Consider the following 24,631-nt stretch of genomic DNA (forward strand, 5'->3'; position numbering starts at 1 on the left):
ATTCGCATAACCGAATAGGTTCTTGTACGGGGGCATGCGCGTGAGTGCAGCAATGAGGAGCCAGCCGCTCGACGACCGGCTGAGCAAGCGCAACTTCGATGTGCTTTCGAAGTACATCTACGACTATAGCGGCATCAAGATGCCGCACAGCAAGATGACCATGCTCGAAGGACGGCTTCGCCGGCGCCTGCGCGTCACGGCCATGCCGACTTTCGACAGTTATTGCGATTACCTCTTCAAGCACGGCGGTATCGAGGCCGAATCGATCTTCCTTATCGATGCGGTGACCACCAACAAGACGGACTTCTTCCGAGAGCCGAAGCATTTCGACTACATGACGCAGGCGGCGTTGCCGGACATCCTGAAAACCTACGCCGACCGGCGCATCCGCACCTGGAGTTCGGCCTGCTCGACGGGCGCCGAACCCTATACGATGGCCATGGTGCTTTCGGAATTTCTGAGCTCGTCGACGCCGGAACGCGACTATTTCGTGCTTGCTACCGATCTTTCGACCGACGTGCTGCAGAAGGCCCAGCGCGGCATCTACCAGAGCGATCTCCTTGCGCCCGTCCCGGCCGACATGATGAGCAAATATGTCATGCGTTCGTCCGACAGCCGGCGGCAGGAAGTGCGGATTTCACCGAAACTGCGCTCCCGCGTCGGTTTCGCCCGGCTGAACCTGATGGACGAGGCCTATCCCGTCGGCGACCTGATGCACATGATCTTCTGCCGCAACGTGCTGATCTATTTCGACAAGCCGACGCAGCAGCATGTGCTGTCCCGCCTTTGCCAGGCCCTGCTTCCCGGAGGCTATCTGTTCATCGGTCATTCGGAAACCGTGACCGGCTTCGACCTGCCGATCCGTCAGGTGGCAAATACTGTGTTCAAGCGAGTATGAACCATGAGCGGCAAAATTCGCGTTCTGATCATTGATGACTCCGCCAGCGTCCGCCAGATCCTGACAGCCGTCCTGTCGGCGGATCCGGATATCGAAGTCATAGGCGCGGCCAGCGATCCCTTCATGGCGGCACGAAAGCTGCGCGAGGAAATCCCCGACGTCATCACGCTCGATGTGGAAATGCCGCAGATGGACGGCATCACCTTTCTGCGCAAGCTGATGTCCCAGCATCCCATTCCGGTGGTGATGTGCTCGTCTTTGACCGAAAGCGGCTCGGAAACGCTGATGCAGGCGCTCGAGGCGGGCGCAGTCGATATCATCCTGAAGCCGAAGATCGGCGCGGCCGACCACCTTGCCGAATCCGCCGAAAGGATCCGCACCGCGGTCAAGGGAGCCGCGCGCGCCCGCGTCGGCCGGCTGCGCCCGTCACGCATTTCCGAAGGCGGAACGACCGCCAGGCTGACGGCCGATGCGGTGCTTCCGCCTCCCAAGGCCGGAGCCATGGCGAAGACCACCGAAATGGTCGTCTGCGTCGGCGCCTCGACTGGCGGAACCGAGGCTCTACGCGAGCTTCTCGAAGCCCTACCGGCCAATTCTCCGGGCATGGTCATCGTCCAGCACATGCCGGAAAAATTCACCGCCGCCTTCGCCAAACGGCTCAACAGCCTCTGCGAAGTCGAGGTCAAGGAGGCGGCCGACGGCGATCCCGTTCTGCGTGGCCATGTGCTGATCGCTCCCGGCGACAAGCATATGCTGCTCGAACGGCGCGGCGCGCGTTACGAGGTTTCGATCCGCTCCGGCCCGCTGGTCAGCCGCCATCGCCCTTCCGTCGACGTGCTGTTCCGGTCCGCTGCACGCTCGGCCGGCGGCAATGCGATGGGCGTGATCATGACCGGCATGGGCGACGACGGCGCCCGCGGCATGAACGAGATGCATCAGGCGGGAGCCTATACGGTTGCCCAGGACGAAGCGTCGTCCGTGGTGTTCGGCATGCCCAAGGAAGCCATCGCCCATGGCGGCGTCGACAAGGTCGTGTCGCTCGACCAGATCGCCCGGGAAATCCTCGCCGCCGATCGTCGGCGGTAAGATCTGGCAACGGATTTTTCACGGGTCGTTAACCATGTTTGGCAAGAATGGGGCAACGCATCATGAGGGTGCGGTGAGAGAGCAATCTTACGCTCGTAGCCGGACAGGGACCGAAGATGCCAGTCATTACCTTTGCCAACACCAAGGGCGGAGCGGGCAAGACCACCGCTGTACTTCTTCTTGCAACCGAACTCGTTGAGCAAGGCTACCGCGTCACGATCCTGGATGCCGATCCGCAATACTGGATCACCCGCTGGCACATGCTCTCCCCGCGCGATGACAAGCTCAACGTCATTTCCTACGTGACGCAGGCTTCGATCGACCGGCATATTTCCGAGAACCGCCACAAGACCGATTATTTCGTGCTCGACCTGCCGGGCGCCCAGAGCCCGTTGCTCGCCAAGGCGATCGGCCTTTCCGACCACGTGCTGATCCCGATCCAGGGCTGCGCCATGGATGCCCAGGGCGGTGCAAACGTTCTCGAACTGCTGCGCTATCTCGAGGAAAAGGCCAATTTGCGCGTGCCGCACTCGGTCGTTCTGACCCGCGTCAACTCGATGGTCACCACCCGTGCCCTGCTTGCGGTGAAGATGCTGCTGGCAGAACGCAAGGTCGAAGTGCTGGACACGCCGATCATCGAACGCGCCGCCTTCCGCGACATCTTCGATCTCGGCGGCACACTTTACACGATGGACGAAAACCGGATCAGCAATCTCGACAAGGCCCGGCAGAACGCCCGCCTGTTCGCGCTCGAAATGCTCCGCCGCGTGCCGCTCCACAAGCCGGCCTCGCTTTCGAAGCGCTTCGTCCGCGCTGCCTGATCACGCCTTGCCGTTCATCAGGATCTGCAGCTTGACGTCGGACGGATGTCCGGCGGCGGCCCGCTCGAAGGCCCTGATCGAATCCTTGAAATCGAAGACGCCGGTGATCAGCGGCTTCAGGTCAACCTTGCCGGATGCGATCAGTTCCAGCGCCCTGTCGAAGATGTTGGCGTAGCGGAACACGGTCTCAAAGCGAACTTCCTTGGAGATGGCGCTCGAGACGTCCAACGGCACCGGCTCGACCGGCAGGCCGACCAGCACGAAGGCGCCGCCCGGCCGTACCAGGTCCAACATGCCGGCATAGGCCCTCGGGCTGCCGCTCGCCTCGAATACGACATCCGCACCCCAGCCGCCGGTCGCTTCGGCGATGACTTCCGCGAACGGCCGTTCGGTGATGTTGACGGGGATGATGCCCGGGTACTGGCCGGCGATCTTCAGCTTGTCGGGGCTCAGATCCGAGATGAAGACGCGGGCGCAACCGCCCGCGAGTGCCGCCAACGCCACCATGATGCCGATCGGGCCGGCCCCGATCACCGCACCAACATCGCCGGGCTGGATGCGGGCGCGGCTGGCGGCCTGCATGCCGATCGCGAACGGCTCCACCATGGCGCCTTCGGCGAAGGAAACATTGTCCGGCAACTTGTAGGTGAAGGCCGCAGGATGGATGACTTCCGGCGTCAGCACCCCGTGGACCGGTGGTGTCGCCCAGAAACGGACGTCCGGATCGACGTTGTAGAGACCGAGCTTGGAGGCGCGTGACGACAGGTTCGGTACGCCCGGCTCCATGCAGACGCGATCACCGACCTTCAAGGTCTTCACCTCGCTGCCGACCTCGATGACGATGCCGGCCGCCTCGTGGCCGAGCACCATCGGCTCGCGCAGAACAAAGGGGCCGATTGCGCCGTGGGTGTAATAATGGACGTCGCTGCCGCAGACACCGACCGTATCGATGGCGATCTTCACGTCGCCCGGCCCGACCTCGGTCGGAAGATCGATCTCCCTCAGCACGAGAACGCCTTTTTTCTCGAGCACCAGTGCCTGCTGCATGCGATGTTTCCTTCCGATTATTTTCTGACGCTGGCCGAGCTTGCGGGCGAGATCAAGGCAGCCATCTGCCGCTTTCAGCCACGGCCGGCATAAGGCATGCCGTTTGCCATCACCGTCATGAACAGGACATTAGCCTCCAGCGGCAATCCATCCATGTAGAGCACCGCATCAGCCACGTGCTTTGTGTCCATGACCGGCTCCACAGCAGTCGTAAGGTCCGCCTGCAGCGCCCCTTCCTTCATCCGCACAGTCATCGGCGTGTCGGCATTGCCGATATCCACCTGGCCGCAGACGATGTTCAGCGGCCGCCCATCGAGCGCGATCTGGCGCGTCAGGCCCGTAATGGCGTGTTTGGTGGCGGTATAGGCAGCCTGGTACGGGCGCGGCACATGCGCCGAGATCGAACCGTTGTTGATGATCCGCCCGCCGCCGGGGTTTTGCCGCCGCATCATCCCGAAGGCCGCCCGGGCGCAATAGAAGGCGCCGTTGAGGTTGAGGTCGATGACAGCCCGCCAGGTTTCAAGCGGCAATTCGTCGATCGGAACGGCCGGGGTGCCGCGTCCGGCGTTGTTGAACAGAAGATCAAGGCGGCCATAGGCCTCTTGCGTCGCGGCAAACAAGGCGTCGACGGCTGCCGGATCGGTGACGTCCGTCGGCACGACGAGCGATTCTCCGCCGGCCAGTTCCGCCGTACCCCGCAACTCGCTCTCGCGCCGGCCGGCAAGCACGGTCCGATAACCTGCGTTCAGAAGCCCGATGGCGACGGCCCTGCCAACGCCCGAGCCCGCGCCGGTTACGATCGCTACTTTCGACATGTCCACTCCTCCTTGTCCGTTTCGCCGCATCTTATAGTCGGCGATCGGCATGGCCGTCGAGTGGGCAGGCCTGAGAGAGCGAACATCGCTTTCAGGATTTCTTGGTGACGGTCACCGTGCCGGCATCGGCATCGACCACGACCCAATCCCCGGTCTCGATCACATCGAGCGGATCCTGATCCAGCTCGGTGATCGCCGGAACGCGGGTGACGACGGCTCCGAGCGCGATCTTGGTGGTCATCCGGGTAAAGATCATCGCCGCCGGCTGGACGCCGTTCAGCCGGGTCATATGAAAATAGGCCGACCAGCCGGACGAGCCTTTCGCGCCGGGGAAAACGAGAATCTTGCCGGCGAAGGAGACGCCGCGCATTTCGTGCCGGCGCTCGATGACCGTGCCGGTGCGCTCGTTGATGCCGCCCCAGCCGGAGATTGTCTCGGTCGTGACAAGCGCCTCGCCCTCGGCACGGCCGGCAACCACCTTGCGGCCCTTGAGCTCGATCGTGTCGGGTTTTGCTTCAGTCGCGATATCCATCAGGCTCTCCCGTTCCACTCGCCCGTCAAGGCGGCATCGACGCAATCGCTGACCGAGCCGAACCAGCCCTGCACGCCGGTGATCGCCGGCAGGTAGTGCGCCTGCTTGGCCGAATCCGTGGCGATGACCTTGGTCCCCGCCGGCAGCCGTCGGGAAATGGCAGGACAGGTGTCGCTCATGACGACCCCGCCGGCTTCGCGAATGACGTCGATATAGCCGTTGCGCTCGGCGACCTGCTTGATTGCACGCGGCGTGTGCACCCAGAGCTGCACGTCCGAATGGATCTTCTTATTCTCCAGCATGTGGGCGATCAGGGCCATCTGGTCGATGGAATTGTGCGGACAGCCGAGCATGATGAAATCGACCTTTTTCTCGGTCGAGCTCTGCAGCTTCTCGTAGGTCTCTCGGCGTTCCTTCGCGCCGTAGCGGAATGTGCCTTTCACCTGGCGGCCGCCAAAGGCTTCCTCGATCGAATCCGCCTCCGGCGTGATGCCGGGGATATGGTACATCTCCACCCCGCCGGAGGACGCGGCGGCTGCGCCGAAATGCTTGAGCTTGATGAGATCGGGCTGGCGGCCGGTGCCCTTCAGCACCGGGATCTCCTCACCTATCACCTCACCGATATAATAACCGAGCAGGCCCCAATCCATCATGTCGTCGACCTCGATATCGAGCTCGACCAGGTGGGTGCCGCGGCGGTTTTCGGTGATGTGGAACCCCCAATAGGGAATGCGGCCGGTGAGCGCCGCAGCGCCCGTACTTTCCTTGCCCTCGACATTGGTGCGCGCGCCGAGAACCGAGTTGCAGTAGATGACGGCCGATGATTCCATCCAGGCGCAGTGTTCGCCCTTCACCGGCACGTTGCCCACCTGATAGGGCGTGCAGGTGGCGAACATGTTGACGCCGCGCCGCCCCAGATACTTCTCATTGGCGCGCTGCATGTCGACGAGCGCCTTGTCCACGCCCTGCAGTTCCCAGTTGTCGTTGTCGATGCCGGTGATCAGCTGGCAAGTATGCGCCACCATATGCGGCACCTCGACGACCTCGTCGCTATCGAGGTTGAGCTCGGAATAGACGTGCTCCATGCCCTTTTCGGCAATCGCCTGCACCGAGGGCGTCGAGGCGTTGAAGGCGCCGGCGACGTTGTTGGTTTCGACCAGCCGCTCGGCGCCGAGCGCCTCGCCGTAACGAACCAGCAGGTCCATGGCGCGCGCCTTGGCGCGGCCGTGCTCGCCGTCATACATCGCCTTTTCGTGATCCGTCAGGTTCATCGCATCCTCCTCACGATGCGGCGCGCGTTTCCGCACCCGTCCACCGATAATGCTTCTTTTCGACATTGTCGGAAACCCGTTCCCGCAGCGCATCGCGATCGATCTGGTGTACGCTGCCGGTGCCGGCAAGGTCGAGCGCGTTAGCGGCTGCCATGCCCATGGCGATGCACGGCCCCATGACGCGGATGCTCGAAAGTGCTGCCGAATCCGCATCGACGCAGCGACCGGCGGCGGCGATATTGTCGCATTCGTCCGGCGTCAGGCTGCCGAGCGGGATGTAATGGGCGTGCTCTTCGTCGAAAGTGATCCAGTGGTGGCCGTCGCCATGGTCATGCAGCTCGATCGGCCAGGCGGTGCGGGCAACCGCGTCGTCGAATTTGGTGCCGGCCTTGATCTCGTCGACCGTCAGGTGATGGCTGCCGGCGATCCAGCGGGTCTGGCGGATGCCCGGTAGGCCGAAGGAGCGGATGCGGGCATTGCCGAAGCATTCCGGAAATTCCGTTTTCAGGAATTCCACGGCGCGGGCCGCCTGGTCCTTGCCTTCCAGCGCCTTTTTCGAGGCCTCGACGGGATCAAGCGGGGTTTCCACATGCGTCATGTTCATGGCGGCGATGCCGCGGCCGGGAATGGTGAAGCCGAGGCCTTCCCGGCGCAGCAGGCCGTAGCTGGCCGCCTTTTCCTTCATCCGGTCGCCGATCTCGTAGCGGGTCGGCTGTTTGGCTTCGTCGATGTTTTCCAGCACCACCATCTGGGTGCCGAAGACGCCGCCCTTTTCCGGCTGGCGGCAGGCGAAACCGGCCTGCCAGACGAGCGCCGCATCACCGCTCGCCTCCACCCAGCCGGCAGCATCGATCGACACGCCGCCGTAACGGGTCATGAAATCGGTCTGGGCGACACGGCGGCCTTCGACATGCACGTCGAGAATCTGCGCACCGAGCACGACCTCGATGCCGGCGTCCAGAATACTCTGTTCCATCCAGCGGCCGAGGACGACCTCGTCGTAATAGACGACCGTGGTGTTCGGCCCGTGGCGGTAATAGATCGACCGGTCCTGGCTTTCGAGATGGGCGAGCAGCCTGTCGGCGATGCCATAGGTGAACTGGTAGCCGTGCGTGCCGTTCGAAAACAGGCCGCAGAACGTGGCGATGATCGAGTTGACCGCCTGCCCGCCGAGCGCTGCCTGGCCATCGACGATCACCACCTTGCGACCGAGCTTCGCGGCTTCGAGGGCGGCGGAAATGCCGGCGATGCCGGCGCCGACGACGCAGATATCCGCCTTGAGCCTGCGGAACGGCGCCGACTTCTCGCGCCGGACAACCCGCGTTTCCCTGCTCAGCGTCTCCGCCATCGAACCCTCCCGTACAGCCTGCGCCCTCCCGGCGCTTTGGCTATGATCGTAACTCAAGCCGCCTCGCCTTGAACCCGGCAAGTGATGCGATCAGCTTTCTTGTTTCGAGAAAGGTCCCGCCGGATTTCAGCGGTTTTGGCGTCAGTGAACGGCGCGCTTGAGGCAGGTCCGGATTTCTTTTCAGAACATCGGAATGACCTGATCCGGCACCCCTTCCGAAAACCGCTTCTGCACGTAGGATATGAACTCGGACACTACGAGCTTGTTCATCTTGATCCTGGGCACGGACGCCTTCACCCAGAGCGGCTCGACCGGAAATTCCGGCATCACCTCTTCGAGCGTGCCGCTATCGACATCCGATCGAGCGAGGAACCTCGGCAGGATCGCCAGTCCCAATCCCTGCCGGGCAGCGGCGAGCAGGACCCGGCTATCGTTGGCCGTGAAATTCGAGGTGATCTCCACGTTGAGCGTGCTCGTCTCCATCTGGAAGGTCCAGGTCGTGCCGATCGTGTGGAAGGTGATGCATTCGTGGCCGACGAGTTCGGTGGGCGTCTTCGGCCGTTTGCGCCCCGCCAGATAACCTCGCGATGCGCACAGCACCCGCGGATAGGGACAAAGCGGATGATCGATCACATAGGCGTAGGATTGTGGCAGGGCGCCGATGGCCACATCGAACCCCTCTTCCAGCGGATTGACCGAACGGTCGATCAGCACGATCTCCATCTTCACCCGCGGATTGGCGGCCTGGAACGCGGCGCAGATATCTCCGAAGAACATCGAGGTCAGCGTCGTCGGCGCCTTGATGCGCAGCGAACCGGTCAGGCCCAGTTCGTGGGTGTTGGGCGTCGCCAGCGTCTCCTCGATCTCGCCGACCAGGAGCTGCAGACGGGGCCGCAGCCGCTCGCCGTCGAGCGTCAGGGCCAATCGTCTTGTGGTGCGCACGAAAAGCTGGGTATTGAGGTGCTCTTCGAGCCGCTTGACCCGCTTGGTGATGACCGAGGTCGCGACGCCCAAGTCACGGCCGGCGGCGGAAAAACTGCCGGCGCGGGCGGTCGCCAGGAACGCACCGATATCGAGAAGTATGTTCACTGTCTTTCTCGTTTCGAGAAAAAATCCGAGCCGGTATCACGCGCATATTTTCCGGGGTTTCGCAACTCGCGCCGCGTTCCATAGCCGGCGTCCTATTTGCTTGATCGCCCTCGATGGATCAGCCGCAGCGTGCGCAGTGAAAATCGAACTCCGCAGCCAGTTTCCCGACCGCACCAGTTTCCGAGATGCGTAATGCCATCCATATGGACACCGCCGACCAGGCGGCCCGCATATAGCTGTCGGCGCGGTAGAGGGCGGCATCCGGATCGCTCTGAAGCGCCGTCATCCGCCCGCTCAAGCGCTCGAACCCATCCAAGACCATGAGAGCACGTTCCGATTCCGCCGGGTGTTCGGCGATGTAGGCGTCGATCTCGTCGCGCGCCTTCTCGAGGAAAAGCGCCAGCCCCCGCCCCTCGTCCCGCCAGAGGCGGCGGGTCAGGAAATCCAGCGCCTGCATGCCCGTCGTGCCCTCATAGATGGTCATGATGCGGGCATCGCGAAGATATTGTTCGAGCGGCCAATCCCGCGTATAGCCGACGCCGCCGAGCACCTGGATCGCCGCATTCGCCACCTCGAATCCGGCCGCCGCGCCAAAATTCTTGATCAGCGGCAGCATCCAGCCGGTAAAATCCTCGAGCCCGGACTCTGGCTCCAGCCGAGCGATATCCATCGTCGTCGCGAGTTCCAGAATGGCGGCGCGCAGGATTTCCGTGGAGCTGCGGATCTCATGCAGCTGGCGCTGCACATCGGGATGGCTCGATATCGGCACCGGCGGCTGGTCCGGCCGTCCGCCCTGGCGGCGCTCCCTGGCATAGTCCTCGGCAATATCGGCCGCGGCAGAGGCGATGCCCAGCCCCTGGCAACCGGTGAGCAGCCGCATCAGCTCGATCATGGTGAAAAGCTGCGGCAGGCCGCGGCCTTCGCGGCCGAGCATGATGCCCCGGGCGTTGTCGAAGCGCATGGCGCAGGTGGGAGAGCCGTGCAGGCCCATCTTCTCCTCGATCCGATCGACCGAAACGCCGTTCGGCTGGCCACCGGCGAGGTTGGGCACGAGAAAGAGGCTGATGCCGCGCGTGCCGGGCTGGTCGTTGGTACGGGCGAGCAGGCAGTGGCCGATGCGGTCCGCCATGTCGTGGTCGCCGAAGGAGATCCAGATCTTCTGGCCGGTGATCAGCCATTCGCCATCACTGAGTTCGGCCTTCGTGCGCAGCCGGCCGACGTCGGAACCCGCTTCAGGTTCGGAAATGCAGATCGTCGCCGCCCATTCACCGGTGCTAAGTTTTGGCACCCATTCGTCTGCGGTCGCCTCGTCGGCGGCTTCCGCCAGAAGATGGGCCGCCGCACGGGTCGAGCCGGCCGCCATCATCAGCGCTATGCAGCCGCGCTCGAACAGCGGCGCGCAGGCCGCATGCAAGGTCAGCGGAACGGCCTGGCCGCCGAATTTCTCGGCAACGTCCATGCCGAGCCAGCCGGCCTCGGCATATTGCCGGAACGCGCCGGCAAAACCGTCTGGTGTCTTCACCCGGCCGTCGATCACCTTCGCGCCGATCCGGTCGCCGACCGCATTCAGCGGCGCCAGCACGCCCTCGGCAAAACTCGCCGCCTCCCCGATAATCGCGGCAACCGTCTCGTCGTCGCAATCTTCACGGAGCTCCTTGAGCCGGTGCCAGCCCGGCGTCAGAGCCAGGATGTCCAGCGTTCGGTCGGCCTGATCCGCAAACGACATCGGCGGTTACCGCGGCTGCATGCGCAGTGCGCCGTCGAGCCGGATCACTTCACCGTTGACATACTGGTTCTCGATCACGAACCGCACCGCATCGGCAAACTCGCCGGGATCGCCGAGCCGGGACGGATAGGGGATCGCACTGGCAAGGCTGTCCTGCGCCTCCTGCGGCAGTTCATGAAGCAGCGGCGTCAGGAAGATGCCGGGAGCAACCGTGTTGACGCGAATGCCGAAGCGGGAGAATTCGCGCGCCGCCGGCAAAGCCAGGGAAACGATGCCGCCCTTGGAGGCCGCATAGGCCGCCTGACCGATCTGTCCCTCGAAAGCGGCGACCGACGCCGTGTTGACGATCACGCCGCGCGCCTTGTCGTCGCGCTCGGGCAGGCCAGACATGCGATCGGCCGCAAGCCGCATCATGTTGAACGTGCCGATCAGGTTGACGCGGATGACCCGCTCGAAATCGGCAAGCGGCATCGGGCCATTTTTGCCGACGATGCGCCCCGCCGTGCCGATACCGGCGCAGTTGACGAGGATACGCAAGCCGTCACCGGCCTTCGCCGCAACGTCGAGCGCCTTGGATGCATCGTCCTCGCTGGTCACGTCGCCCGAGAGCGCCACGCCGCCGATCTCGGTCGCGACCTTTTCGGCTGCGGCCTGGTTGCGGTCGAAGACATGCACCACGGCCCCGAGTTTCGCGAGCAGCCGTGCCGTCGCCTCGCCGAGCCCGGATCCGCCGCCGGTGACGACAGCGCTTGTTCCTTCGATCCTCATGCCGCCAGCTCCTTGCCGACCCGGATGACGCCCGGCGCATCCGCATACAGGTCCTCGACGAGATCGCCGCGATGGGCGAGCACGGCGCGCTGATTGATCGAGCCCTTGTCGGTCACCTCGCCCTTCTCGAAACGCAACGGCTGGGTCATCAGCATCATGCGCATGACGCGCGTCGCCGAACCGCTCGACTGGCGCTGATGTTCCTTCAGCCGCTCGATGATCGCCGCCCTCACCTTCGGATGGGCAACCACCGCCTCGTCGGAAAGGGCAGTGTCGCCGCCGATCAGTTCGCGCAGTGCCGGCATGAAGGGCACCGCCAGCGCCCCGAGCTCGGCCCGGTTCTCGCCAGTGATGACGGCATCGCGGATCAACCCGCCGAACTGATTGACAAGCTGTGCCCGCAGCACGCCGACCGCCACCCAGGTGCCGGTCTGCAGCTTGAAGTTTTCGGCCGTGCGGCCGTCGAAATAGAACCCCTGGCGCGGATCGCCCGGCACGGCAAATTTCACCGCGTCGCCGATCCGGTAGAAACCTTCCTCGTCGAAGGCTTCCCTGGTCAGCTTCTCGTTGCGCCAGTAACCGGGGGTGACGTTCGGGCCCTTGAGGCGAAGCTCGTATTTGTCGTCGATCGGCACCAGCTTCATGGTGACACCCTGGCCGGGCACGCCGATATTGCCGGGCTTTTCCTGCGGGTCGGTGCAGAAGATCGCGAATGGCGCAGTCTCCGTCGAGCCTATGCCGGTGCCGAGCGGCACCTGTTCGCCGATCGTCATCTCCGAAAGCTCGATCAGCGCGTCCCAGGTGTGCTGCGCCATGCCTGCGCCGGCATACATCAGGAGCTTCAGGTCCTTGAAGAAGGTCTTGCGAAGCCCCTCGTCCTCGCGCATCGCCTGGATCAGCATTTCATAGCCGGCAGGCACGTTGAAATACCAGGTCGGCGAGATTTCCTTCAGGTTGGCGATCGTCTGGGCCATCAGTGCCGGGCTCGGCTTGCCGCGGTCGATGTAATAGGTGCCGCCGTTATAGATGGCGATGTTGAACACCTTGTTGCCGCTGGCGGTGTGGTTCCAGGGCGCCCAGTCGACCAGAACCGGCGGTTCGTCGCGGAAATAGGAATAGCAGTCGGTCACCATCTCCTGGTTGGAGCAGAGCATGCGCTGCGTCTGGATGACCGCCTTGGGCGAACCGGTGGTGCCCGAGGTGAACAGGAATTTCGCGACCGTATCTGGCCCGACCGCGTCAAAAGCCTTGTCCACGGCCTCGGTCGGCTCGGTCTTGAGAATGTCGTCGAGAAGATAGGTGCCGGATCGGTCCTCGGGCAGGTTGCGCATCCCGGCAAAGGGTATGTTTGCCCCGAAAGCCGTATCGACGGCGTTGCGGAAAGCAGCCGCGTCGTCGGCGAAGATCAGGCCGGGGGTGATCTGTTTGGCGATGTCATGCAGCTTGGAAAAGTCGGAGGAGATGGTCGCATAGGCCGGCGCAATCGCCGCCGACGGGATGCCGACATGCTGGGCGCCAAGCGCCATCAGCGCATGTTCGATCGAGTTTTCCGAAACGATGACGAGCGGATTTTCGGCCGAGAGCTTCATGTCCAGCAGGAACTGGCCGATGCGGCGCACCTGATCCAGCGCCTCGGCAAAACTCACCCTGCGCCACTCGGCCGTCCCTTCGCGATCCGCCATCCAGGTGCGGTCGGGTGCGGTTTTTGCCCAATGGACCAGCCGCTCGTTGAGCTTGTCGGGATACGGTCCGAGCGGATCCTCACGCCAGACCACGAACTCGCCGTTCGGCCGTTCTTCCCAGCCGACCACAGGCGACCACAGCTTCACGTCACGCACAGGTTTTCCGCTCATGACTTCTCCTCCCAGACGTCAATGCTCCCTATCGGGCTCCCAAAATTTGTTTACAAAGAAACAATCTCCCTGTAAACGATCAAAAACTGATGACGGGCTGGGGAGCGTCCGTTGCTGGAGGAGAATGCATAAAATGGCCGATCAGACGGCAACCAGCTTCGTGACCTATGAGCTCAAGGGCAATGTTGCCCATATAGGTCTCAATCGTCCGGAAAAGCGCAATGCGATCAGCGACCGTTTCGTCGAAACGATCGCCGAGACCGTGGCGCGTGCCGAAAGCGAGGCGAAAGCCGTCGTGCTGTTCGGCCATGGCGATCACTTCTGCGCCGGGCTTGACCTTGCCGAACATGTGAAGAAGACGCCGATCGAAGGCGTGCGCGGTTCGCGCCGCTGGCATGCGGTGTTTGCCGGCATCGAACATGGGACGATCCCGTGGATCTCCGCCCTGCATGGCGCGGTGGTCGGCGGTGGCCTCGAACTGGCTTCCTCCACCCATATCCGCGTTGCCGACAAGTCCGCCTTTTTCGCGCTGCCGGAAGGCCAGCGCGGCATCTTCGTCGGCGGCGGCGGCTCGGTGCGGGCCGCACGGCTGATGGGCGTCGCCCGCATGACCGACATGATGCTGACCGGCCGCGTCGCTTCTGCGGAAGAGGCCGAGCGCTGGAACCTGGCGCAATACGTCGTCGAAAAGGGCATGGCCCGGCAGAAGGCGCATGAGCTTGCGGAAGCCGCCGCCAGCAACGCCGAAATCTCCAACTACGCGGTGCTCAACGCATTGCCGCGGATCCAGGACATGGCGAAGGAGGACGGGCTTTTCGTCGAATCCTTCATCGCCTCCTTCACCGCCACCAGTCCGGAGGCCGAAGAGCGTCTGCGCGCCTTCCTGGAAAAACGCGCCGCACGGCTGAAGGCGCCGGGTTCGGCATAAGGGGAAACGCCTATGGATATGCCGATCCGCACGGCGGACCAGGTCGATCTCGACCGGCTCAATTCGGCGCTCGGCTTCCTGATGCGGCTGGCGCAGCTCAAGATCTACGAGCGGTTTTTCGAAGAGGTCGGGGAGCACAATCTGAAGCCCGGGGAATTCTCCGTGCTTTGGGTCATTCTCCACAATCCCGGTATCCGCCAGAGCGTGCTCGGCCAACGGCTGATGATCAAGCGGGCTCATATGACCAAGCTGATCCGGGCGCTGGAGGACCAGAACCTCGTTTCGCGGAAGGTGCCGGATGGAGATCGCCGCGCCGTGGAGATCACGCTGACGCCGGAAGCGGTGACAAGGGTGAAGCAGGCGAGCCAATGGTTCTTCACCTACGAAGAGTCGGTCGGCGCCAACCTTACCGGTGACGAGCGCCAACAACTGACAGCCCTGCTGCGGAAATTCGTAGGCCTGGGCTGAATTTAAGGATCGGGAGGAGCGAACCTTGAACATCGACGAGCTGATCGCCATCGACGTCCACACCCATGCGGAAGAACCCTGCTGCGGCCCGCGCGACGACGGCTATGACCAATTCCAGGCCGGCATGGCCAAATATTTCAAGAACCCGGCCGGCCACAAGGGCATGCTGCCGACGGTGAACGAAACCGCCGTCTATTACCGCGAGCGCAAGATCGGCTGCGTGATCTTTCCGGTCGATGCAGAGCGCGAGACCGGCTTCCGGCGCTACAACAACGAAGAAGTGGCGATGATCGCTGCCGAAAACAGCGACATCATGATCCCGTTCGCGTCGATCGACCCCGCCAAGGGCAAGATGGGCGCCCGCGAGGCGCGCCGGCTGGTGCGGGAATTCGGCGTCAAGGGTTTCAAGTTCCACCCGACCATGCAGGCCTTCTATCCGAACGACCGGATGGCCTATCCGCTCTACGAGGCGATTGCCGAAGAGGGTGCGATCACGCTGTTCCATACGGGCCAGACCGGCGTCGGGGCCGGGATGCGCGGCGGCATGAACATGCGGCTCAAATATTCCAACCCGATCTATCTGGACGACGTGGCGGCGGACTTTCCCGACATGCCGATCATCCTCGCGCACCCCTCCTTTCCCTGGCAGGAAGAGGCGCTATCCGTCGCGACCCACAAGCCGAACGTCTATATCGACATGTCCGGCTGGTCGCCGAAATATTTTCCGGCGATCCTGGTGCAGTACGCCAACTCGATCCTGAAGCACAAAATGCTGTTCGGCTCGGACTGGCCGGCGATCACACCGGACCGCTGGATGGCGGATTTTGCCGCGATCTCGATCAAGGACGAAGTGCGGCCGCTGATCCTCAAGGAAAACGCCCGCAAGCTGCTGAAGCTTTAGGCGGGAACGAAGCTCTTTCGCACCACCAGTTCGGGGATGACCCGCTCGTAACCCGGCGAAGCGTCCGGGTTTTCGAGGCGCCGTTCCAGAAGCTCGACGGCGCGAAGCGCCATGGTGATCGGGTCCTGGCGGAAGGTGGTGAGGCCATAGCTTAGCCATGCCGCTTCCGGCACGTCGTCGAAGCCGATCACCGCCACATCCTCCGGGATGCGCAGCTTCGCCTCGATGCGGATGAAATCCATCAACCCGAAAGCGATCTGGTCGTTGGCGCAGAACACGGCGTCCGGGTGTTCCCCGCCGGCGAAAAGTTCGCGGGCGGCTGTTATGCCGCTGTCGTAGTCGGAATCCGGCCCCCTGGCGGACTGAACCTCGACGCCGGCCGCTCGCGCTGCCGACATGAACGCGTTTTCGCGCTCGACGATGCTCGGCGTCTCCGACTGCGAGCCGACGACGGCGAGGCGCCGACGGCCGGCATCGAAAAAGGCATTGGCGGCCTTGCGCGAGGCTTCGGAATTGCCGGCGCGGACATGATCGGCATCCGGTTCCGAACGGCCGATCACCACCAGCGGCTGGCCGTTGCGCTGGGCGAGTTCGAAGAAGCTTGCGGGGGGCGATCCGGAAAGGATGATCGTCGCCTCGGCACGGTGGCCGATCAGCATTTTCTGGGCCGCCAGCAATTCCTCTTCCGCCTGTCCTGTATTGATGAGGATCGGGATGCTGCCGCGCTGGATCAGCGCCTTGGCGAGTGCCGCGGTCAGATGGGCACGGAAACCGACTTCCGGCTTGGTCGCGACGATGCCGACAAGCCGGCTCTGGTTGGCAAGCACGCCGCGAGCAAGGTCGTTGACGTGGTAGCCGAGCTCTTCCGCCGCCCGCAGCACCTTTTCGCGCGTCGCCGGCGCAACGCTGGCGCCTGGCGTAAACGTGCGGGAAACGGCCGAGCGGGAGACGCCGGCAAGGCGGGCGACCTGTTCGGCGCTGACAAAGCGCATCCGTTTTTCGTCCTTCATGCTTTCCTCAATGCCCCACCCGCGAAAGGACGTCCGCCTTCAGGAATCGCTCCACGATCAACATGAACACCAGAGATGGAACGAGCAGCAAGAGGGCCGTGATCGATGCGATCTGATAATTGCCGCCGGCAGCGGTCGTATAGAGCAGCAGCGGCAGCATGTTCACATCGGGCGCGCCGACGAAATAGCTGCCCGTGAATTCGTCGAGCGACTCCAGGAAAACGAAGATGGCGCTTGCCATCAGACCCGGTGCCGCCAACGGCAGCGTCACGTCGAAGAAGGCCCGGAAGGCGCCGGCGCCGATATTGCGCGCCGCCTGCTCGAGTTCCGCGTCGATCGCCGAAAAGGCGGCCGTCGCGATCCAGACCGCGTAGACGAGGCCATGCGAGACATGCACCAGCACGACGCCGGGAATCGTGCCGTTGAGCCTGATCTCGTAGAATATCCGGGCCACGTTGACGTAGACCGTCAGGTTCGGAAAGGCCTGCGGAATGAGGAAGGCGAGCAGGATGAGGCCGCGAAACGGCAGTTTCAGCCGGGCCAGCGCATAACCGGCCGGAATCGCTAGCAAGAGCGAGACGACAACGGTCAGCAGCGCCACGATCAGCGAGTTGGTCAGCGATTCCATAGCCCCGCCGCGCGGTGCAAACACCCGCGCCCAAGAGCTGAAGCCATATTCCAGCGGCAGGCTGTGGGGGAAATACCACTTCTCAGCCACCGTCCAGAGCAGCAGGTTGAAGAGCGGCCCGAAGATGAAGAAGGCCATCAACCCGAAGATGATGCCGCGCGGCACCCACCAGAGGGCCGCGAGAGGATTGCGGGCAGCGGGATTATGGGCGGCTGTCATGCGCGCTCCTTGAGGCTGGCGCGCAGGTAGATCCACGCGACGGACGCGGCGAGCGCAAGCGAGATCAGGCCGAGCGCATTGGCGACGCCGTAATCCCCGTAGGAATTGACCCGGAAGGCGATATCGGCGGTCAGCATGGTCGGTGACTGGGCGTTGATCATCAGCGGCACCGACAGAACAGACATCATGGTGACGAAGGAGAGGATGAGGCCGACCGTCAGCGTCATCGCCACCTGCGGCACGACGATTTCCAAGAGCAGCCGCAGCCGCGATGCGCCGAGATTGCGGGCCGCCTCGATGGTGTCGCGGTTGATGGAGGCCATGGCGCCGGCGACGAGCAGCGCCACGAACGGCGTCTGCTTCCAGACGAAGGCGATGACGATGCCGCGCCAATCGAGGAAACTCACCGCATCGAGCGGCGTCAGGAGTCCAAGGTTGATGAAAGTATTGTTCATCATGCCGTTCTTGGACAGGAACGTGCGGAGAATCTGGCCGACAACGATGAAGGGAATGAACATCGGCCAACGATACAGCCAGCGCAGGATCGCTACCGCGACCGGATGTTCGCCGAGTGTCAGATAACCGCCGATCGCGATCGAGGCGATGCCGATCAGCACCGTCGACAGGCTGACGATCACGACGGTGAAGATGATGTCCTTGGTGTAGAGGTCGAAAGTCTTGGTGAAATTGCCCCAGCCGAACGCCCCCTCCACCTGGAAGGCACCGACCGCCGACATGATCAGCGGCAGGATGAAGAGGAAGGCGATCACCGCGAGTGCCGGCAGCACAAGGAGGAGACCGAGAAGGCGTTTTGGCATGGTTCGACCGCTCTAGAAGGAAAAAATACTCCCCGCGCTGAACTGCGGGGAGCAAGGTTCGTCGAGTGCGATTACTTCACGGACTTCTCATAAGCTTCGAGGATCGCGGTATTGTAGGGCGCGATCGGGAAGGGCTTGCCCTTGGCGGCAAGGTCGGCCGGCGAGATGTCGACGAACAGCTTGTTCCAGGTGGCGTCGTCCAGTTCCTTCTTGACGTTTTCGGCGTCGATGCCCGGATACCAGTTGAAGCGCTTGACGATGCCTTCGGCCTGGACTTTCGGGCTGGTGGCGAGAGCGATGAACTTCTCGGCCAACGCCTTGTGGGCAGCCTTTTCCGGCATGACGTAATGCATCGGCTGGCCCGGCATGCCCGGAGCCGGCAGGACGAGTTTCATGGTCGGCGGCAGCTGGCCGTTGGCCTGCCAGGAGTAGAACATGTCGACCCAGACCGGGCCCATGGCGATCTCGCCGCGCGACAGGAGGTCGAGCGTGCCGGCATTGCCGGGCGTCAGCGTGGCGTTAGTGGTGAAGTCGGCGAGGCTCTTGAAGGCTGCATCCCACTTCCTGGTTTCGTCGTCCTTGAACGGACCGTTCATCAGGGTGTTGGCATCGCCGCCGCCGAAGGCGTAGATCCAGCCCATGACGAACGAAACGCCCGAAGCGCCGCCCTTGATGCCGTTATAGCCGAACTGCTTCGGATGGGCCTTGGCCCAGTCTGCGAGTTCCGCATAGGACTTCGGCGGGTTCGGAACGAGCGCAGGGTTGTAGGCGATCGCGGTCTGGCTGTTGAACATCGGCATGACATAGCCGTCCACATTGGTGCCGAGCGCCATCTTGGCGTTGGCACGGGTGACGAGCTTGCCGGTTTCGATGTCGCTGCGGTACTTGTCGAGATAGTTCTTGGTCACCATCGGGCCGACGAATTTTTCATGGACGACCGCGACGTCGACGTCCCACTTGTCGGACTTCGCCGCGGCCTGGGCGTCGAAGCGCTCGAGGATCTTCTGCGAACCGGCATCGCCGGGACCGGTGCCCACGGCGCGAACCGTATTGCCGGGATAGGTCTTTTCGAACAGCGGTCCGAGATACTGGTTGACGTAGTCGACCATGTTCTGGTCTCCGGCGGTCGCAACCGTCAGCTCTTCGGCATGAACCGGAAGGGCTGCGAAAACGACGGCGAAGGCTGCGTAGGACATCTTGTTCATGAGTGCTTCTCCGTGAGTTGAAAAGGCAGAGGTATCGAAAGGTCAGGCGTGGACTTTCCCGGATGGCGCCCGGGAAATGGGGGAGGCCGAAGCAGCCTCCGGCGAACCGAACAGAAAGAGCGCCTCGGCCGGCACGAACACGGCGACGCGGGCGCCGGGCTCGAAGGCACGGTCGGCATCGGCCATGATCTCGTGATCGCTGAGTTTGACGACATGGCGCCAATGGCCGCCGGGATAGCTGACGGCGGCGACCTCGCCCCGAAAGGTGATGCCGGGGCCGATCACGGCGACATCATCCGCCGGGAAAAGGCGTGCGGCCTCCGGGCGGAAGCGAGCCTCGACCGGACCGGCGGCCAGCGGACGGTCGAAGAACGGTACGGAACCGGCCGCATTGGCCGGGCCGGCGGCAATCGCGAACTGGTTGTCCTGCGGCGCGCCGTTCAGGAAAAGCACATTTTCCGCACCCATGAAGGCGGCGACGAACGCCGAGGCGGGACGATTGTAAACATCTTCCGGCGTGCCCTGTTGGGCGATCCTGCCGGCATTGAGGATGACGATCCGGTCGGCCATGACCATGGCCTCCTCGCGGTCATGGGTGACGTGGATGGCGGTGATGCCCAGCCGCTTCTGCAGCGCCCGCAACTCGTGGCGCACCGTCAGGCGTATGCGCGCATCAAGGTTCGACAGCGGTTCGTCGAGCAGCAGGATTTCCGGATCGATGGCGAGCGCCCGACCGAGCGCGACACGCTGGCGCTGGCCGCCCGACAGCGCCTGCGGCTTGCGCGCCTCCAGCCCGTCGAGGCCGAGCAGTGACTGCATGGCGGCGACGCGGGCCGCGACCTCGGTTCGAGAAATACCCTTCAGCTTCAGGCCGTAGCCGATGTTCTGCGCGACCGTCATATGCGGCCAGAGCGCGTAGGACTGGAAAACCAGCGCCATGCCGCGCTTGTCGGGCGGCAGGTAAGTCACATCGCGATGGCGCACCTTCACTTCACCAGCCGACGGGCTGATGAAACCGGCCAGCAGGCGCAGAAGCGTGGTCTTGCCGCAGCCGGACGAACCGAGCAGCGCCACGAATTCGCCCTTGGCAATCGACAGATCGATATCGGTCAGAACCTGCGTGGCGCCATAACGGCTGGCGACACCGCGCAATTCCAGAAAACCGTCCCGTTCCATCTAACCCCCTTTTGCACAGCCGTGCAATCTTGCTGGGCGTTTCTTAGAACCGGAGTTTTACAGGGGGATGACACCTTGGATTTTTAATGTCGGATGCGCGTGAGGTGGCCGCTCAGGCTTCCACGGAGAGCGAGGTTTCGAGCCGGGCGAGCGCTTCTGCAAGCTCGTCGGCACCGGTTGCCACGAAAACGGCTCCGGCCTCCGCCAGGATTTTCGCGCGGCCGGGCCGCGGGTCTGCCGGATTGACAAAACCGATCGCCATCATGCCCGCCGCCCTTGCGCCGGTAATCCCGTGGGCGCTGTCGTCGATCACGACGCAGCGGGCCGGATCGGCGGCAAGCGTTTCGGCGCAGAGATGAAAGAGATCCGGCGCCGGTTTCGGCAGCGCCACCATGTCAGCGCTGAAGATCGACGGCGCGAAAGCGTGCCAGAGGGGCAGAAGGCCGAGGCTTTTCGACAGCCGGTCCGTCGAGCTGTTGGAGGCGACGCATTTGCGATGCGGCAGTGCGCGGACGAGGCTTTCGATGCCGGGCATGGGCTCCAGCGAGCGGGCGAATTCCGGATAGATATCGAGATGCCAGGCCTCGAAGGCCGCATCCAGATCGGTTATTCCGAGCTCTTCGGTGCAGATGCGGCGGATGGCGCTGGCCGAATTGCCGGTAAAGCGGACCAGCACCTCGTCTGCCGTGATGGCGGCGCCTGCATCCTGCAGGGCCTTGGCCAGCGTGCGGCTGGCGATCGGCTCGCTGTTGATCAGGACGCCGTCACAATCGAAAATCAAAAGATCTATCTGCATGAAAGTCCAATTTGAATGAGGCGTCAAAGCCGATTGACGCCGGCCGCACCGTCGGCGACGGCAAAGCTCTGGAAAACGGCAGCAGGGGAACTCTGCTGCTTGCGGTCGGTGATCCCGATGAAATCCACCTCGGCCGATCGCTCGCTCAAGCGCATGATCGCATAACCATGCTTGTCCGAGGCAAACTTGAGATGCGGGTTTTCGGCAAGCGCCGTCGCAAGGCTTGTGGCGGACGGGGCGTCCGAGGTGATCGAGCCGCAGACGAATTCGCTGGCGATGACCTGAGCCTTCTCCTCCGTAAAGTCGCGCTTCACGTCGGCCGCATAGAAGGCGTGCAGATCGCCGCCGATGATTAGGGGGTTCTCGACCCCCGAGGTCTGCACCGCCTCCAGCAGACGACCGCGGGCGGCGCGATAGCCGTCCCAGCCGTCGAGATTGTACGCGGTGGCCGGCCCGACCTTGGTGTCGCGCTCGGCAAGCAGCGTCTGCTGGGCGATGATGTTCCACTTCGCCCGGCTGTCACCGAGCGTCTTGCCGAGCCATTGTTCCTGTGTGGGACCGAGCATGGTTCGTTCCGGGTGGTCGTCGCCTGCAGACCCCTGGAGTTCCGGCGAACGATATTGCCGGGTGTCGAGCAGCGTCACGCCGGCCAGATTGCCGAACCGATAGTGGTCGTAGATGCGCAGCGCATCGAAGCCGGCGACGAGGCTTGGATGCACCGGCATGTGCTCGAACCAGGCCTGGTACGCGGCGCGGCGGCGGGCGAGGAATTCGTCACGGTTCGGTGCGTCGGGAGCGCGGTCAGCGGCGTAATTGTTGGTGACTTCATGGTCGTCCCAGACGGCGAGCCAGGGAAAGGCGGCATGGGCGGCCTGCAGTTGCGGGTCGGATTTGTAGAGCGCGTAACGATCCCGGAATTCGTAGAGCATCGACGGCACCCCGGTCTCGTGCTTGCGCACCAGCTGCGCGCCGTAACTGCGCTCGTAGATATAGTCGCCGAGATGGACGACGAGGTCGAGGTCACGGCCGGCCATGTCGGCATAGGCGCTGTAGAAACCCTGTTCGTATTGCTGGCAGGAGGCGAAGGCGAGGCGAAGCGTATCGATGCTGTCCGCCGGTGCGGTGCGGGTGCGGCCGACCGGGCTTTCCGCATTGCCGGCCCGGAAACGGTAGAAATACCAGCGGCCGGGCAGAAGACCCGTCACTTCCACATGCACCGAGTGGGCGAATTCCGGGACCGCGCGGAACAGGCCCGACTGGACCGGCTTTGAAAAAGCTTCGTCCTCGGCGATCATCCATTCTACGTCGATCGGATCGAGGTTCGGCTTCGGCGCCGGGGCGAAAGGATCGGCGGAGGTGGCGGCCGATGCGTCTTTGAGGATCAGCCGGGTCCAGAGGACGACACTGTCGGCCCTCGGCGCGCCGGAGGCGACACCGAGAGCGAAGGGATCGGTCTTGAAGCTCGCCGCACGCGCGGACCCGAGCGGCCGCCAAATGGCAGCCGCCGCCAGTCCGCCCACCAGCAGGCTTCGACGATCAATGAGCGGCATCGAACAGCCCTTCGCGCGCCTTGACGGCGAGGTCCGGCCGATCGGTGGTGATCTGGCGGAGCGGGCGCTTCAGCCAGAGGGTCAGGTCTTCCAGCTCGTTCGGAACCCAGACGCCGAGCTTCTCGGCCGGGACGAGCGCGGAAAGCAGTTCCCATTCCTCCAGAAGCAGCGCCTTTTCGATCGCCAGCACGTCGGAGACCCGCAGCATGGCTTCGACGGACTGGCGCAGGCCGAGAGCCTGGACGGATTTGTGATTGAGCGATGAGAGCCGGCGGATATGCGGCGCGACCTGCCCGATCGTCTTCAGGACGTCGCCGCTGAAACTGGTCAGGAAGGAATTGTCCGCAACGCCGAAACGGTCGATCATCGCCGCAGCCCTGGCTTCAAGGCCTTCATAGGGCTTGCCGTCGGCATCGGCCTTCAGTTCCACGTGCAATTCGAGGCCGGTCGGCGCGAAGATTTCGAGCACGTCCTCGAGCGTCGGGATGTGCTCATCGGTGCCCTTGAGGATCACCGAGCGGTATTCGCCGGCGGCGAGATCCGCCACCCGGCCGGAGCGCTCGGTGGTGCGGTCGAGCGTCGCGTCATGGATGACGAGGAGCTCGCCGGTGGCGCTCAGATGCAAGTCGAATTCGACCGATTCGACGGAGAGGTCGAGCAGGTTGCGAAAGCCGATCAGGCTGTTCTCCGCCCAGAGATTGCGGGCGCCGCGATGGCCGACGATGATGGGATTGGTCATTGGAAATACCTCATTTCTATTTGCTGGAATCCACAAGGCCCTTGGTGAACCAGCGTTGCATCAGAAGGATGACGAGAGCCGGCGGCGCCATCACAAAAAAGGAGGCGGCCATGGCGATATTCCAGGCCGGCTGGGCGTCGGCGACCGGGATCAGGTCCTTGAGCCCGATCATTGCGGTGCTCATAGCCTTTTCGGTGGTGAAGAGGAGCGGCCAGAGATACTGGTTCCAGCCGTAGAGGAAGAGAATGATCGACAGCGCCGCGATATTGGCGCGCGACAGCGGAAGCAGCACGTCCCAGAAGAATTTCAACGGCCCGGCGCCGTCGAGCTTGGCCGCCTCGCAGAGTTCGTCCGGCACGGTGAGGAAAAACTGCCGGAACAGGAAGGTCGCCGACGCCGAGGCGATCAGCGGCAGGATGAGCCCGCCGTAACTGTTGATCATGTTCCATTGCAGCGCCGCGTCGAGCTGATAACCGGTCCTATCGGCAATGAAGCCGGTCAGGCCGATCGCCTCGAACAACGCCCGTAGCGGGCCGGCGGCATCGGCCACCGCCTCGTAGGTCGGGATGATGCGTACTTCCACCGGCAGCATCAGCGAGATGAAGATCAGCCAGAAAGCGGTCATGCGGAAGGGAAACCGGAAATAGGTGACCGCGAAGCCGGCTATCAGCGAGACCGTCAGCTTGCCGACGACGATGCCGATGGTGACGATGAGGGAGTTGACGTAGAGACGGCTGAACTGGCCTTCGTTCCAGGCGAGGACGGTATTCTCGACGAAATGGCCGCCCGGGACCAGCGGAAACGGCACCTGCTGCACCTCGCCGACCGTCAGCGAGCCGGCGACGAAAGCGAAATAGAGCGGCATGCAGACGACTGCCGCACCGATCAGCAGGACGACGTGGCAGAAGATCGAGAGGCCCGTGTGACGTTCGACCATGG

Annotated in this window: 24 protein-coding genes; 6 read left to right on the plus strand and 18 right to left on the minus strand. The window is 63.4% G+C overall.

The window, feature by feature from the left end; translation table 11 throughout:
• The first annotated feature begins 34 nt into the window (after positions 1–34).
• The 3 genes from C5L10_RS05995 (at position 35) to C5L10_RS06005 (ending at position 2,805) form a co-directional block, all read left to right on the plus strand.
• Complete coding sequence (locus C5L10_RS05995) at positions 35–898, plus strand: protein-glutamate O-methyltransferase CheR (RefSeq protein WP_105428889.1); 864 nt, start codon at positions 35–37, stop codon at positions 896–898.
• Positions 899–901: 3 nt separating this feature from the next.
• Positions 902–1,984 carry a chemotaxis response regulator protein-glutamate methylesterase gene (locus tag C5L10_RS06000; protein ID WP_105428890.1) on the plus strand — a complete coding sequence of 361 codons (1,083 nt, stop codon included), beginning with the start codon at positions 902–904 and terminating at the stop codon, positions 1,982–1,984.
• Between the two features lie 116 nt (positions 1,985–2,100).
• On the plus strand, positions 2,101–2,805 hold the full coding sequence (locus C5L10_RS06005; protein WP_046669009.1) for a ParA family protein: 705 nt from the start codon (positions 2,101–2,103) through the stop codon (positions 2,803–2,805).
• On the opposite strand, the gene C5L10_RS06010 is transcribed toward C5L10_RS06005, so the two are convergent.
• From C5L10_RS06010 to C5L10_RS06050, 9 genes are all read right to left on the minus strand, one after another.
• On the minus strand, positions 2,806–3,852 hold the full coding sequence (locus C5L10_RS06010; RefSeq protein WP_105428891.1) for an NAD(P)-dependent alcohol dehydrogenase: 1,047 nt from the start codon (positions 3,850–3,852) through the stop codon (positions 2,806–2,808).
• A 74-nt stretch (positions 3,853–3,926) separates the two neighbouring features.
• A complete protein-coding gene (locus tag C5L10_RS06015) occupies positions 3,927–4,667 on the minus strand; it encodes an SDR family oxidoreductase (protein WP_105428892.1) in 741 nt (246 codons plus the stop codon).
• A 91-nt stretch (positions 4,668–4,758) separates the two neighbouring features.
• Positions 4,759–5,199, minus strand: a complete 441-nt coding sequence (locus C5L10_RS06020) for an aconitase X swivel domain-containing protein (RefSeq protein ID WP_105428893.1) — start codon at positions 5,197–5,199, stop codon at positions 4,759–4,761.
• The gene (locus tag C5L10_RS06025) at positions 5,199–6,470 is read right to left on the minus strand and encodes an aconitase X catalytic domain-containing protein (RefSeq protein ID WP_105428894.1); all 1,272 of its coding nucleotides are present in this window, start codon (positions 6,468–6,470) and stop codon (positions 5,199–5,201) included. The genes C5L10_RS06020 and C5L10_RS06025 overlap by 1 nt, the downstream gene beginning before the upstream one ends.
• A gap of 10 nt (positions 6,471–6,480) precedes the next feature.
• Entirely contained in the window at positions 6,481–7,818 is a 1,338-nt protein-coding gene (locus tag C5L10_RS06030; protein ID WP_105428895.1) for an FAD-dependent oxidoreductase, read from the minus strand.
• Between the two features lie 180 nt (positions 7,819–7,998).
• Entirely contained in the window at positions 7,999–8,907 is a 909-nt protein-coding gene (locus tag C5L10_RS06035) for a LysR family transcriptional regulator (RefSeq protein WP_105428896.1), read from the minus strand.
• Between the two features lie 118 nt (positions 8,908–9,025).
• Positions 9,026–10,633 carry an acyl-CoA dehydrogenase family protein gene (locus tag C5L10_RS06040; protein ID WP_172716922.1) on the minus strand — a complete coding sequence of 536 codons (1,608 nt, stop codon included), beginning with the start codon at positions 10,631–10,633 and terminating at the stop codon, positions 9,026–9,028.
• Positions 10,634–10,639: 6 nt separating this feature from the next.
• The gene (locus tag C5L10_RS06045; RefSeq protein ID WP_105428897.1) at positions 10,640–11,401 is read right to left on the minus strand and encodes an SDR family NAD(P)-dependent oxidoreductase; all 762 of its coding nucleotides are present in this window, start codon (positions 11,399–11,401) and stop codon (positions 10,640–10,642) included.
• Positions 11,398–13,254, minus strand: coding sequence for a feruloyl-CoA synthase (locus C5L10_RS06050; protein WP_105428898.1), 1,857 nt, complete (start codon positions 13,252–13,254; stop codon positions 11,398–11,400). The genes C5L10_RS06045 and C5L10_RS06050 overlap by 4 nt, the downstream gene beginning before the upstream one ends.
• 133 nt (positions 13,255–13,387) lie before the next feature.
• On the opposite strand from C5L10_RS06050, the gene C5L10_RS06055 reads away from it, so the two are divergent.
• Genes C5L10_RS06055 through C5L10_RS06065 form a run of 3 tightly spaced genes read left to right on the plus strand, consistent with a single transcriptional unit; the run spans position 13,388 to position 15,551 of the window.
• On the plus strand, positions 13,388–14,182 hold the full coding sequence (locus tag C5L10_RS06055; protein ID WP_046600458.1) for a crotonase/enoyl-CoA hydratase family protein: 795 nt from the start codon (positions 13,388–13,390) through the stop codon (positions 14,180–14,182).
• A gap of 12 nt (positions 14,183–14,194) precedes the next feature.
• Positions 14,195–14,650, plus strand: a complete 456-nt coding sequence (locus C5L10_RS06060; RefSeq protein ID WP_046668994.1) for a MarR family winged helix-turn-helix transcriptional regulator — start codon at positions 14,195–14,197, stop codon at positions 14,648–14,650.
• A gap of 25 nt (positions 14,651–14,675) precedes the next feature.
• Positions 14,676–15,551 (plus strand): amidohydrolase family protein, encoded by an 876-nt coding sequence (locus C5L10_RS06065; RefSeq protein ID WP_038547636.1) that lies wholly within the window; start codon positions 14,676–14,678, stop codon positions 15,549–15,551.
• Here the strand turns inward: C5L10_RS06065 and C5L10_RS06070 are convergent.
• The 9 genes from C5L10_RS06070 to C5L10_RS06110 all read right to left on the minus strand — a co-directional run bounded on the left by C5L10_RS06070 (position 15,548) and on the right by C5L10_RS06110 (position 24,629).
• Positions 15,548–16,561, minus strand: coding sequence for a LacI family DNA-binding transcriptional regulator (locus tag C5L10_RS06070; RefSeq protein WP_105428899.1), 1,014 nt, complete (start codon positions 16,559–16,561; stop codon positions 15,548–15,550). The two genes, C5L10_RS06065 and C5L10_RS06070, sit on opposite strands and share 4 nt — an antisense overlap.
• Before the next feature lie 7 nt (positions 16,562–16,568).
• Positions 16,569–17,408, minus strand: coding sequence for an ABC transporter permease (locus C5L10_RS06075; RefSeq protein WP_080951288.1), 840 nt, complete (start codon positions 17,406–17,408; stop codon positions 16,569–16,571).
• On the minus strand, positions 17,405–18,226 hold the full coding sequence (locus C5L10_RS06080) for an ABC transporter permease (RefSeq protein WP_105428900.1): 822 nt from the start codon (positions 18,224–18,226) through the stop codon (positions 17,405–17,407). The genes C5L10_RS06075 and C5L10_RS06080 overlap by 4 nt, the downstream gene beginning before the upstream one ends.
• A gap of 71 nt (positions 18,227–18,297) precedes the next feature.
• The gene (locus C5L10_RS06085) at positions 18,298–19,431 is read right to left on the minus strand and encodes an extracellular solute-binding protein (protein WP_105428901.1); all 1,134 of its coding nucleotides are present in this window, start codon (positions 19,429–19,431) and stop codon (positions 18,298–18,300) included.
• A 42-nt stretch (positions 19,432–19,473) separates the two neighbouring features.
• Positions 19,474–20,607 (minus strand): ABC transporter ATP-binding protein, encoded by a 1,134-nt coding sequence (locus C5L10_RS06090; protein WP_105428902.1) that lies wholly within the window; start codon positions 20,605–20,607, stop codon positions 19,474–19,476.
• A gap of 112 nt (positions 20,608–20,719) precedes the next feature.
• Positions 20,720–21,403 (minus strand): HAD family phosphatase, encoded by a 684-nt coding sequence (locus C5L10_RS06095; protein ID WP_105428903.1) that lies wholly within the window; start codon positions 21,401–21,403, stop codon positions 20,720–20,722.
• Positions 21,404–21,426: 23 nt separating this feature from the next.
• Entirely contained in the window at positions 21,427–22,953 is a 1,527-nt protein-coding gene (locus tag C5L10_RS06100; protein WP_105428904.1) for an alkaline phosphatase, read from the minus strand.
• Entirely contained in the window at positions 22,940–23,692 is a 753-nt protein-coding gene (locus C5L10_RS06105; protein WP_105428905.1) for a glycerophosphodiester phosphodiesterase family protein, read from the minus strand. The genes C5L10_RS06100 and C5L10_RS06105 overlap by 14 nt, the downstream gene beginning before the upstream one ends.
• 16 nt (positions 23,693–23,708) lie before the next feature.
• Positions 23,709–24,629, minus strand: coding sequence for an ABC transporter permease subunit (locus C5L10_RS06110; RefSeq protein ID WP_105428906.1), 921 nt, complete (start codon positions 24,627–24,629; stop codon positions 23,709–23,711).
• Positions 24,630–24,631 lie beyond the last annotated feature (2 nt).

It is taken from the genome of Neorhizobium sp. T6_25 (assembly GCF_002968555.1).
In the GTDB taxonomy this organism is placed as follows: Bacteria; Pseudomonadota; Alphaproteobacteria; order Rhizobiales; family Rhizobiaceae; genus Neorhizobium.

Bases quoted from the DNA above. Each gene is read 5' to 3' on its own strand.
- C5L10_RS05995 (WP_105428889.1), top strand. From the start codon at position 35: ATGCGCGTGAGTGCAGCAATGAGGAGCCAGCCGCTCGACGACCGGCTG.
- C5L10_RS06000 (WP_105428890.1), top strand. From the start codon at position 902: ATGAGCGGCAAAATTCGCGTTCTGATCATTGATGACTCCGCCAGCGTC.
- C5L10_RS06005 (WP_046669009.1), top strand. From the start codon at position 2,101: ATGCCAGTCATTACCTTTGCCAACACCAAGGGCGGAGCGGGCAAGACC.
- C5L10_RS06010 (WP_105428891.1), bottom strand. From the start codon at position 3,852: ATGCAGCAGGCACTGGTGCTCGAGAAAAAAGGCGTTCTCGTGCTGAGG.
- C5L10_RS06015 (WP_105428892.1), bottom strand. From the start codon at position 4,667: ATGTCGAAAGTAGCGATCGTAACCGGCGCGGGCTCGGGCGTTGGCAGG.
- C5L10_RS06020 (WP_105428893.1), bottom strand. From the start codon at position 5,199: ATGGATATCGCGACTGAAGCAAAACCCGACACGATCGAGCTCAAGGGC.
- C5L10_RS06025 (WP_105428894.1), bottom strand. From the start codon at position 6,470: ATGAACCTGACGGATCACGAAAAGGCGATGTATGACGGCGAGCACGGC.
- C5L10_RS06030 (WP_105428895.1), bottom strand. From the start codon at position 7,818: ATGGCGGAGACGCTGAGCAGGGAAACGCGGGTTGTCCGGCGCGAGAAG.
- C5L10_RS06040 (WP_172716922.1), bottom strand. From the start codon at position 10,633: ATGTCGTTTGCGGATCAGGCCGACCGAACGCTGGACATCCTGGCTCTG.
- C5L10_RS06045 (WP_105428897.1), bottom strand. From the start codon at position 11,401: ATGAGGATCGAAGGAACAAGCGCTGTCGTCACCGGCGGCGGATCCGGG.
- C5L10_RS06050 (WP_105428898.1), bottom strand. From the start codon at position 13,254: ATGAGCGGAAAACCTGTGCGTGACGTGAAGCTGTGGTCGCCTGTGGTC.
- C5L10_RS06055 (WP_046600458.1), top strand. From the start codon at position 13,388: ATGGCCGATCAGACGGCAACCAGCTTCGTGACCTATGAGCTCAAGGGC.
- C5L10_RS06060 (WP_046668994.1), top strand. From the start codon at position 14,195: ATGGATATGCCGATCCGCACGGCGGACCAGGTCGATCTCGACCGGCTC.
- C5L10_RS06070 (WP_105428899.1), bottom strand. From the start codon at position 16,561: ATGAAGGACGAAAAACGGATGCGCTTTGTCAGCGCCGAACAGGTCGCC.
- C5L10_RS06075 (WP_080951288.1), bottom strand. From the start codon at position 17,408: ATGACAGCCGCCCATAATCCCGCTGCCCGCAATCCTCTCGCGGCCCTC.
- C5L10_RS06080 (WP_105428900.1), bottom strand. From the start codon at position 18,226: ATGCCAAAACGCCTTCTCGGTCTCCTCCTTGTGCTGCCGGCACTCGCG.
- C5L10_RS06085 (WP_105428901.1), bottom strand. From the start codon at position 19,431: ATGAACAAGATGTCCTACGCAGCCTTCGCCGTCGTTTTCGCAGCCCTT.
- C5L10_RS06090 (WP_105428902.1), bottom strand. From the start codon at position 20,607: ATGGAACGGGACGGTTTTCTGGAATTGCGCGGTGTCGCCAGCCGTTAT.
- C5L10_RS06095 (WP_105428903.1), bottom strand. From the start codon at position 21,403: ATGCAGATAGATCTTTTGATTTTCGATTGTGACGGCGTCCTGATCAAC.
- C5L10_RS06100 (WP_105428904.1), bottom strand. From the start codon at position 22,953: ATGCCGCTCATTGATCGTCGAAGCCTGCTGGTGGGCGGACTGGCGGCG.
- C5L10_RS06105 (WP_105428905.1), bottom strand. From the start codon at position 23,692: ATGACCAATCCCATCATCGTCGGCCATCGCGGCGCCCGCAATCTCTGG.
- C5L10_RS06110 (WP_105428906.1), bottom strand. From the start codon at position 24,629: ATGGTCGAACGTCACACGGGCCTCTCGATCTTCTGCCACGTCGTCCTG.